We start from the raw sequence: 9,663 nt of genomic DNA, 5'->3' as shown, positions 1-9,663 counted from the left end.
GCGCGCGTCCTGCTCCGCAGGAACGACGCGCCGACGCTACGCGTCGGTTCAGCACCCGCTCCGCGGGTGCTGAGCTCGGTCCCTCCGGGACCGGATCCGCTCCGCGGATCGAGTTGGGTCGTCGGTGCGGTGTCCCGATCGCTCCGCGATCGTGCCTCCTCCCCGACTCGCCTTCGCTTTTCAAGTCCAACATGACTGGGGTGCAGGTTAATTCGGCTAGCAGGAGGGGCGGCGGGCGTTGGCTTACCCGACTGGGTGCTTGGTGACGGCTCGTCAGTTACGACTAGAGCGTCGAGCCGTGCCACTCCTGTGTGCCGCTGCTTCCTTGTCGCCAAAACTTTGGAGTATTCGAGTTCTGCCACTCCCCCGCTCACTGGAGAATGGGACCCGGGAGCGGGGCGAACGCGTCTGCTGTCGCACTGGGCTCAGCGGCCGAACCTCAGCCGCTTGATGGTCCGACGGACCCAGGAGCACGGACCAGATCGATGCCGTGCTCGGCAAGGGTAGCGGACACCAACTCTTCTTGCTCTGAGGGGAGTTGATCATTGTTCAGCTTGGTGCGGACCTTGGCGAGCCAAGGACCGATCATGACACGGTCGCCGTCCACCTCGATCCACTCTCGGGCGCCGGGGGTGCGTCCCCACCGTGCCACGAAGAGCCCGAGGATCTCGGTGGTTTGCGCGAACGTGCGCCGCCCCGATGTGCTCGGCCTGCCCGCGGCGTGTTTCTGTTCCAGGAGGGCGTGGTCGGGGGTGATTCCCATGCGGGCGAGCAGGTCGCGCTGGCCGGGGTCGAGGTCGGGCCAGCTGGTGAGCTGGCGGTGTAGCCAGCTGCCCGCCTTCACTCCGTGGATGACCGTGTCGCGGCGCAGCGTGCTGGGGTGGTTGCCGGCTTCCAGGTGGCGGCGCAGCAGGTGGTACTTGCGATGCCAGTCGGGGCCGTAGGGGAGTTTCCAGTCTGGGTCGAGGGCTGTGAGCTGGTTGTCGCGGTCGGGGGTGAGGCGGTTTTTTCGGGCTAGGGCGCGCTGGTCGGCAAGGAACTGGCCGCCGGGTAGTTGGGTGGGGATGGCGAGGTGGCCGTGTTCGGCGTGGAAGGTTTCGGCGGTGGCCAGGTGGCCTTGCCAGGTGGCCTCGTGGTCGTCCCAGATCATGCCGAGATCCTCGAGCTCGGCGATCCATGCCGGGTCGAGGGCGCCTGCCTGGTAGGCGGTGCGTTGGCCGGTGATGAATTGTCCCAGCCGGTAGCCGTAGGCGTCCTCGTAGTCGGTGCTCACGCGCAGGTGGCTGTGTTCGCTTTGGTAGCGGATGGCGGCGGCTAGGCCAGCGCGGCGGGGAGCAGACAGGACGGCGCCGCTGGAGGGCCACACCAGCAGGTCGAGGGCGCGGGCGATCGCGGTGGGGTCGAGGGTGTGGTCGAAGCGGAAGCGGCGGGTGATGTAGGTGTGGGAGTCGCGGGCGGGATGCTGGTTCTTGGCCCGGGGGGTGCGGGCGGCGATGGTCTGGTCGTGGTGGCGCAGGGCGGCGGTGACGAGCCAGAGGGCTTCGTAGGGGGTGCCGAGGAGGTCGGTGGGGTCGGCGGCGGGTGGGATGTAGGCGGGGATGACGAGGCTGGCTGTCTTCGTCTTGAGGGTGGGTGGTTTGCGCAGGGCGCGGCCGAGTGCTTGGACGATGCGGCGGACGCTGGCGGTGCGGTCGGCGAAGACGACGGCGTCGACGGCTGGCAGGTCGACGCCTTCGCCTAGGACCTTGGCGTTGGCCAGCACGCCTCGCTCGGCGTTGCTGAAGCGGGCGATGGTGTCGGCGCGCCGGTGGGGGGTGTGGGTGCCGTCGATGGACTGTACGACGACGTCGTTCGCCCAGTCGGGGCGCAGTTCGTCGGGGAGGGTGCGCAGGGTGTGGGCGAACTGGCGGGCGAAGTCGGCGGCGTCGGCGATCTGCTGGAAGTAGACGAACACGTGCCGCAGGTTCTGCTCGTGCATGGCTTTGAGGATGGCCAAGTGCAGGGCGGTGGTGCGGCGTGCGGTGGGCCCGGCTTCAGGGTCGGTGAGCGCGTTGTGCAGTTCAGTGTCGGTGACGGTGGGGACGACGAGCTGGTAGTCGGCGAGGACGCCGTCGTCGATGGCGTCGGCGTGGGAGTAGGTGTGCAGGCGGGGGCCGAAGATCTGTGGCTGGTCCATGGTCGCCAGCAGGGCTGGGTCGTCCCAGGGGGGTGCGGTGGCGGTGGTGCGCTTGGGTTGTGCTCTGGTGGTGGGCGGCTCGGTCAGGCGGGGGGCGTCCCACACGTAGGGGGTGGCGGTGAGGTAGAGGCGGCGGTCGGCAGGGATACGGCTGTTGTCGTGCAGCGCAGTCCAGTTCTTGGTCCAGGTGCCGGCCGTGGCGTGGGCTTCGTCCACGACCAGCAGGCCGAAGAGGGGGGCGGGGAAGATCGCGGAGTGCTGGGCTTCTTCGATCTTGGGCAGGGAGTCGTAGGTGAAGAAGACCGTCGCTTTGGGGTGGCGGCCGAGCCAGTAGGCCAGGTACTCCCCCGCGTTGGCTGAGTCGACCTTGGCCTCGGCGAGCAACGGGTGGGAGGCGGCGCGTAGTGAGGAGACGGTGATCATCGGCTCGCGGCGGCTGTCTGCGCGGGCGGCCGCTGCCCACTGTGCGACCAGGTCCAGGCTGGGCACGGCCACTGCCAGGTGCCGCACGCCGAGTTCCTCGGCTACGCGCAGTGCGAAGAGGGTCTTGCCGGTGCCGCAGGCCGAGACGGCGTGCCCGCGGGTGTGCGGGCGGCGCAGGTGGCGGACCGTGTTGGCGAGGCCCTCCTGCTGGTCTGTGCGCAGGACCAGGCGCCCGGGGTGTTCTGTTGCGGTGGGACTGGCGGTCATCGCGCGTTTCCTCGGGATGCGGGAGGGGCTGACTCGCGTTCATTCTCGCGTACAGGAGGGGTGCGGTGCAGTGTCTGTGCTCTGGCGGGGGTGCGCTGCGGGCCCGTGCGCGCCCCGTGATCAGTGTTGTCGGATGCGGATAGGGGGCGATGGCCGGGGCTCGGGTTTTCTCCGCTTGGTTTCAGGCAGCCCGGCGGAAGGCTGTCTTGCGTGGCGTGGGCAGGCGCAGAAGGTCTTGCAGGGGCGTGCCGTGTTCGGCCCACCGGCGCAGGCGGTCCCGGTCGATCCAGTGCACTTGGTGGCGTTCGCCCCATGTTTGGGCGTCGCGGGTGAAGGAGCCGTTGGTGACCACGACTGCGATATCAGCTCCGTGCGCGGGGCCTGCGGTGCCTTTGACCTGGTACATCACTGAGGAGCCGACCTTGCCGGCGACGGTCGTGTGCTTGGCCTGCAGGACGATTCTGCCGCGTTGGCGGTTTTCGCCGATGACGTCTGCGGCCTGGTCTCCTTGTCGACCGACCTGCCGTGCGTTCCAGCCGTCCCGGAGGAGCAGGTCACGTAGGGCGAACTCGAAGGCCCGGTCGTCCATGGCGTCGAGTTGCGCGAGCGTGATCCGGAGGCGGGCCAGCGTCTGGGCCCGCACCTTCCGGGCCTGCAGTTCACTGATGAACCGCCAGGCTGCGTAGCCGAGGGCGAGAGCCGCGAGGACGGCGAGCCATGGCCAGATGCGGACGGCTGCCTGCCATGTGGCTGTGGCGATCTTGGCCAGCAGCCAGGGTGCGGCGCAGGCGACGGCCGCGGCGGCGGCCTGTTCCCTGCCGCCGCGGGGTGGGCGTGGCCGGGGCGAGCGGCGGGGCATCAGTGGCCCACGTTCGCTGACACTGATGGTGTAGGGGTTTGCGGTGTTGTCGGGGAGGTTTCTCCGAAGCCGATGAGCTGGCTCCATAGCCACACCACCGCGATCAGCCCTGCGATCGACCAGCCGCTGAGTTTCTTCGCGCTGGGGCGGGGTTTACGTCGGTAATGACTTCGCACCTTGTAGTAGCCCTCGGGCGGCTTCGCCACTGCTTCCTCCTCCGTGTCGTCAGGCCGCCAACTGCGGTCTGAATCTCTGGGAATTGGTGTAGCAGCGGGCACTGACGAATCCGCCGGTTTGATCAGCGGATGCCTTGGCAGTGCCTCGAAAACGCGCCGTGATGCGGTCACGGGTCCGGCGGTGTTCGAATATGCGGGACAGTGGTTCTCGGATCTGCGGAAACTCCTGTCATGCGGACTGGACTGGTGTGTTCTGGTACGGCTGCGGTGGCCGATGCAGGTGCTCATGCATCGCAGTGCTCTGTTTCCGTCACTTCGATCACATGCAGAAATGGCATGAAGCAGTACGTGTTCGATGTGCTCCTTCTGGGAGGCAGGTCGGGTGTCTTCAGGGATGGGCGGCTTTCGACGTGGGAGGGCTGTGGGGCTGCCTTTCTCGGTGGGGCCGAGAGGGGTACGGGCAGCCCCGGCGGTTGTGGCTACGCCTTGGGCCGACGGCGGGCTTGAAGATCAGTGAGTGTGCGCGGCCTGGGGCTTGCGTTTCGTCGGCGAGGGCGGGTCCGGCGTCCGTCGTGGGGTCATTCGGCCGCTTCGGTCAGGTGGGTGAGGGTGGAGCCGTCGATGTTCTTGGAGATGTGCAGGGCGTTGGGTGATGCTGCGGCCGTCCGTCTGCGGGACGGCAGTGGGCCGGGCACGGCTGGGGAGGCCGGCCAGTTCGCCTGGCGGCGACCGGAGCGGATCGCCTGCCAACGTCGTTGCAGAAGTCCGAACTGGACGACCATTCAGTGCCGGGCCTCTCGTGCAGCCCATCGAGTTGCGGACGGCGCGGGGGTCGGGCCGACGCAGTCCGCGCACGTGCCACCCCCGGTCCCCGAAGCAGCCATGCCGGCCACACCCCCCTACCTTCTTTACTGTGTGCGGGGCTGAGCGGCCGCTGAGGGGGTGTCATGGTTTCGGCACGCCCGCGTGTCCGTGGTGTCCTTGCCGACGTGGCGGTGGCAGGCGGGAGAGGACAGATGGCGCGGTGAGGATCGTCCGGGAACGCGAACGAGCCTGGATCGTGTAGGTCCGGGCTTCTTCGGCAGTAGCGGGGACAGGGTGTGAAGGTGCGGCCTCTGGGTTATGAGTCCAGCGGGCTGTCGAGCTGCTCCGCCCCGCGTCGATGTGTCCCTCCGTATGCCGTCCCGGCAGGCGCTGAAGATCACGTTTCGTCGGCGGGTCTATGCGGCGAAGCCGACGTTGGTGACGTACTCGTACTGGCCCCATTGCGAGCCGAGGTCGACGATCGTGTCCTGCCACGCGGCGTCGAGGCTCTGGTGGTCGCCGGCTGCCCAGGAGCCGACGATGCGGTCCCAGCGGCGCACGTTCATCGTCCGGTGCTCCACCACGCGCTGCAGCTGCTGCGGCACCTGGGACTGGTTGAGCGGGTGGATCTCCACCCGGGTGCCGCGTCCGTCGCGGTTGAGGCGTCTGAGGAGGTGGCGGGCGACGTTGTGCCGGCGCACCGTCCGGTATGCCTGGTCGATGCGTTCCAGGCTGGTCCTGGAGGGGCGGCGTTTGCCCTCCAGCCAGGCCTTCAGCGTCCGGTGGGTCACGGTGAGTCCGGCGTCCTGCGCGGCCTTCAGGGTCTGGGTCGATTTCGTCAGGTAGTGCAGGCGCGCCATCCAGCCGCGCTTGGCGGTCACGGGGGTGGCGATGCCGCCCGCGAGTTCGTCGAGTTTGCGTGCGACGGCGTCGCTGCCTTTGATGCCCCGGGCGCCGAACCGTCCGAAGTCGATGTTCTTCTCCGGCACTACTCCCCCTCGTCTGCGTGCTCGGCGTCGTCGGTTTTGGCGGTGTACGTGTCCTTGACCTTGACCTCGGTAACTGAGCGGCCTTCGGCGAAGACACGGCGCCAGTCACCGATGATGTGGAGTTCGTCGGTGCCCATCGCCCGGACGACGGTCAGGCCCTCGTCGTGGGCCTTGAGTGCCTTGAGCCAGAGGTTGGCGAAGGCCTGGCTGCGGATGAGGTGCATCCAGTCCGGGCGGTAGAGCTCCCGGTTGTAGTTCGACTCCCCCATGGTGGAGACGAACTTCGAGTACATCGCCTTCACGTACTGAAGCGTCACCGTGTCGTCCTGCTCGATCGCGGTGTCGCGGGCGTCCTTCAGGGCGATGCGGAACTTCTCCAGCAGGTTCTCCGTGGCCCCGGAGGTGTACGACTCGTGGATTTGAGGAGGGTCGCACAGCTGGTGTTTGGGGCCGGACAGGCGCAGCAGGAGGCGGAGTGTCGGTTCGGTGACCCACAGGGGGCCGGGCTCGTCCCGCTGGCCGATCGGGTTGGGCAGTACTGTCTCGTGCTTCCACTCGGGCGGGGTGATCAGGTGGACTCCGGAGCGGCGGCGGTCGTGGGGGAGGCCGGTGGAGTGCTCGAGCTGGCCCAGGGGGAGGTGTGTTTTGAGGGCGGAGAGGTAGGCGCCGTTGATGTCGAGCGCGGTCACCTGATGCCGGCCGGGCGGGAGTTCGTGGCGGGTCCATTTGGGGCGGGCTTCCCAGATCTGGTCCGCGCCGCGCGCGGTCTGCTTTTTGAGGATGTCGGGGATCCAGGGGTGCGCGATCACGTCGTAGCGGGCGCCTTTACGGGTCTCGTCCAGCAGTCGCATCGCGTCCGGGATGGCCCGCTTCACCAGCGCCGCCGTGGCTGCGTCGATGTCGCCCCGGTGTTCGGCAAGGGCACTCTGCACGGCCTCGCGGATCAGGTCGACCGGGCCGGATGTTTTCTGGAACGCGTGGCGGGCCGGGCCCGTGGAACGCTGCGTCGCATGTGGCGGACGTGTCGTGCGCGGCGGCGCTTTGGGGGTGTGTGCGGTGGGCTGTGCGGCTGGTGGGGCAGCTGGGGCCGCGGTGGTGGTGGGTCGGCAGGCGGCCGGGGTCAGGTGCTGAGCGAACCCCGCCACGCGTTGTCCGGCGGGGTGGCCGCACAGCACACAGGGCTCGGGGGCGGCGAGCAGTTCCACATCGTCCCCGTCCCCGTCCCTGTCCCTGTTCTCGTTCTGGCCGAGGTCGGGCGAGGGCAAAGGGGGGACGGTCGCGGCCGTGCCTGGCGTGGTGGGCTGTTCCGCAGCCGGCGCCGTCTCGGTTTCGGTTTCGGTTTCGGTGGCGAGCTTGGCGTTGAGTCCGTCCAGCAGGTAGGCGTATTTGGTGCGGATCTCGCCGGTCGGGTCCCGGCCGGTTTCCCATCCGCTGAGGGTTGAGGGGCTCACGCCGAGGGCGCGTGCCACCTGTGCCTTGGACAGCCGAGCCCGCTCCCGCAGCTCGCGGCGCACGTGGCGGGGCGGGAGTTCGGCCTGGGGGCCGACGGCGTCAAGCAGCGAGTCGATCGCGTCGAAGTCGCTCACCGGCCCGTCCCCCTTGCTTCGGTCCGCACGGTACGGCGCCTGTCGGCGGGCAGCGCCTCGCATGCTCTGGTCGGACCCGCAAGCAAGTCCAGGGCGCCGATGCCGTAGTGCTCGGCCAGGACGTCGACGTCGCGCAGGCTCCAGGAGATGGCGCCCGACTGCCGGCGCGACACCTGTGTCTGTGTCAGTCCCAGCACTCCCGCGACCGACCGCTGCGAGTCACCCGTTACCTGCATCAACGCGGCCACCGTCAGCCGCAGCGACTCCTCCAAGCGCAATCCCATGCCCACGATCTTACCTGAATGCATGCAACTTCCGCATCCATATCAGCTTTTCACTATAACCAATGCAGAAAAGCTTTCCGGGTTCTGAGGGGGATGAAGGTTCTCGGGCACCCGGCGTGCCAGCGATCCACGCCGCCGGGATCACGCGGAAGCCGACCGGCCACGCGCCGGGCTTACCGATTCGCCTGGCGCGCCTGTTCCACCGCACGATCGGACAGGCACCGCGGGCACACGAGGTCCACGACACGCGGTAGGGCAGGGCCCGGCGCAGCCGGGGCCCGGGCGGTGGCGGCCACCCACGGCAGGGGCGGCGCACCGTACGCACTCCAGTGCCCGAGAGCGCGGCGACCAGGGAGGTGTTGCCGGCGTAGTGGGTTAGGAGGAACGCCATCTGCGCCGGGTGGCCGGCCGGGAACCGGGCCGCGAACTCGCTGGGTTCCTCGGCCTGCAGGACGGCGTCGTGGCGTCGCAGCGCGGCGCCTTCGTGCTGTTCCGGGTGATGCCCGGCGAGCTGATGTCCATGGCTCAAGAAGCCTGCCGGGGGGCGTCTGTGGACAGCGGGCTGGCCCGGCCCTGCCCGAAGAGCGCACCCCCGTCCCCCCGCGCCCCCGTGCCCCGTGGGTGCGGGCCTGCCCGCCCGGCCGTGGTGGTGGCCGGGCGGGGGCGGGCCGGTCAGTCGTGCGACGCCGCCGTGTGCCGCAGGATCTCGTCGGCCAGGCGGGCGTCCAGCGCCGCGGGCAGGTCGACCAGCGCCAGGCGGGCGCCGGGGATCGCGGCGGCGGTGGCTTCCGCGTGGGCGGGCGGGAACATGGGGTCCTGAGTGCCGTGCAGGACCAGCGTGGGTGCCGTCACGGCGGCCAGGTCCGCGGTGGAGCGGTCCGTGCCCGACGCTCCGGCGAACGTGTGGTTGGCCGCCGCCCGCAGGTCGCGGGCCCGCTGGTACACGCGCCGCTCCGTCGCCCGGTACTCGTCCTCGGGGAACGGCAGTACCGGTCCGTGCAGCACCTTCCACAGCGGGAGCCGGGCGGCGAGGTACCCCTCGACGCCGCTGTTCGGCTGCGGGAGCGCCGAGGCGAGCGCGGCCAGCAGTTCCGGCGCGGGCGGCGAAAGTTCGCCGGGCAGCGGTGCCTCCCCCGCCATGGCCCGCTGCACGGCCGCGGCGGTGTCGGTGCCGGCGACGATACGGCCGGTGCCGGGCGGCGATGCGCTCGATCGCGGCGACCGCCCGCAGGACAGCGGCCGGCTGGCCGGCGAGTGCATCGAGCCGGAAACAGACCTGGTCGTCCAGGCCCGGCCCGCGCCACCCGCGGCACGGGCGCGCTCGACGGCCAGCAGCCCGACCGCTGTCGCGGGCCGTCGCCGCCCGGAGACGGGGCCTGTGACAGTGCCGAAACGGGGGCGGGGCCCCGCCCGGCAGGGGCTGGCCGGCGCGGCCCGGGTCGCCGACGGACAGCGGGTGCTGATCCACCGGGCGGCCGGCGGCGTCGCCCACTTCGCGGTGCAGATCGCCACGGCGCGCGGCGCCCACGCCACCGCCCCGACGAGTGCCGCCCACCACGACTTCGTCCACGGACTCGGGACGGACGAGATCATCGACTACCGGACCACCGACCACACCCGGGCGGTCGAGGGGATCGACGTCGTGCTCGACTCCAGTCCCAAGGGGAAACGTACGCTGAGCGTCCTGAGGCCCGGCGGCACCCTCGTCAGCATCACAAAACACGCGAACACCGGGCCCGCCACCCGCATCGAGAACGAGGGCCACCGCTACGCCGGAGTCCCGGTCGAACCGGACTACGCCTTTCTGGAGCCGATCGCCGCCCTGATCGACGCCGGCCGTCTCCGCCCGCACGTCTGCACCCCGCTCCCGCTCGAACAGACGGCGAACACCCACGACCTGGCCGGATCCGGCCGCACTCGAGGCAAGGTCGTCCTGACAGTGGCCTGAGCAGAGCGGGAGAGAGTGCGAAGGAGAACCGCAGGGCCCGGGGAGAGGAGCGGAGACCGGACATCCTCACCGAGGTACTGGCCTCGATGCGTACCGGACCACCAGTCACCGTACCGAGATACTGGCCTCAATGCGTACCGGACCACCAGTC

General features: G+C 69.8%; 8 protein-coding genes. 1 reads left to right on the top strand and 7 read right to left on the bottom strand.

What is annotated here, in order from left to right:
- Positions 1–439 precede the first annotated feature (439 nt).
- The 7 genes from C593_RS30750 to C593_RS30745 all read right to left on the bottom strand — a co-directional run bounded on the left by C593_RS30750 (position 440) and on the right by C593_RS30745 (position 8,704).
- Positions 440–2,866 (bottom strand): DEAD/DEAH box helicase, encoded by a 2,427-nt coding sequence (locus C593_RS30750; RefSeq protein ID WP_018850675.1) that lies wholly within the window; start codon positions 2,864–2,866, stop codon positions 440–442.
- Between the two features lie 181 nt (positions 2,867–3,047).
- Complete coding sequence (locus C593_RS0128180; RefSeq protein ID WP_018850674.1) at positions 3,048–3,725, bottom strand: restriction endonuclease; 678 nt, start codon at positions 3,723–3,725, stop codon at positions 3,048–3,050.
- Between the two features lie 754 nt (positions 3,726–4,479).
- Positions 4,480–4,683, bottom strand: a complete 204-nt coding sequence (locus C593_RS33170) for a hypothetical protein (RefSeq protein ID WP_158686883.1) — start codon at positions 4,681–4,683, stop codon at positions 4,480–4,482.
- A gap of 438 nt (positions 4,684–5,121) precedes the next feature.
- Complete coding sequence (locus C593_RS0128175) at positions 5,122–5,694, bottom strand: hypothetical protein (protein ID WP_018850673.1); 573 nt, start codon at positions 5,692–5,694, stop codon at positions 5,122–5,124.
- On the bottom strand, positions 5,694–7,280 hold the full coding sequence (locus C593_RS0128170) for a helix-turn-helix domain-containing protein (RefSeq protein ID WP_018850672.1): 1,587 nt from the start codon (positions 7,278–7,280) through the stop codon (positions 5,694–5,696). Before C593_RS0128170 ends, C593_RS0128175 begins: the two co-directional genes overlap by 1 nt.
- Positions 7,277–7,564 carry a helix-turn-helix domain-containing protein gene (locus C593_RS0128165; protein ID WP_018850671.1) on the bottom strand — a complete coding sequence of 96 codons (288 nt, stop codon included), beginning with the start codon at positions 7,562–7,564 and terminating at the stop codon, positions 7,277–7,279. Before C593_RS0128165 ends, C593_RS0128170 begins: the two co-directional genes overlap by 4 nt.
- Before the next feature lie 672 nt (positions 7,565–8,236).
- Positions 8,237–8,704 (bottom strand): alpha/beta fold hydrolase, encoded by a 468-nt coding sequence (locus C593_RS30745; protein ID WP_486591207.1) that lies wholly within the window; start codon positions 8,702–8,704, stop codon positions 8,237–8,239.
- Positions 8,705–8,942: 238 nt separating this feature from the next.
- Here C593_RS30745 and C593_RS30740 point away from each other — a divergent pair, with 238 nt between their 5' ends.
- A complete protein-coding gene (locus C593_RS30740; RefSeq protein WP_486591206.1) occupies positions 8,943–9,512 on the top strand; it encodes a zinc-binding dehydrogenase in 570 nt (189 codons plus the stop codon).
- Positions 9,513–9,663 lie beyond the last annotated feature (151 nt).

This window comes from Streptomyces sp. CNT372 (genome assembly GCF_000377145.1).
Note: the sequence above shows the minus strand (reverse complement) of the source record. Positions and strands in the feature narration are given on the sequence as shown.

Bases quoted from the DNA above. Each gene is read 5' to 3' on its own strand.
- C593_RS30750 (WP_018850675.1), bottom strand. From the start codon at position 2,866: ATGACCGCCAGTCCCACCGCAACAGAACACCCCGGGCGCCTGGTCCTG.
- C593_RS0128180 (WP_018850674.1), bottom strand. From the start codon at position 3,725: ATGCCCCGCCGCTCGCCCCGGCCACGCCCACCCCGCGGCGGCAGGGAA.
- C593_RS33170 (WP_158686883.1), bottom strand. From the start codon at position 4,683: ATGGTCGTCCAGTTCGGACTTCTGCAACGACGTTGGCAGGCGATCCGC.
- C593_RS0128165 (WP_018850671.1), bottom strand. From the start codon at position 7,564: ATGGGATTGCGCTTGGAGGAGTCGCTGCGGCTGACGGTGGCCGCGTTG.
- C593_RS30745 (WP_486591207.1), bottom strand. From the start codon at position 8,704: ATGGCGGGGGAGGCACCGCTGCCCGGCGAACTTTCGCCGCCCGCGCCG.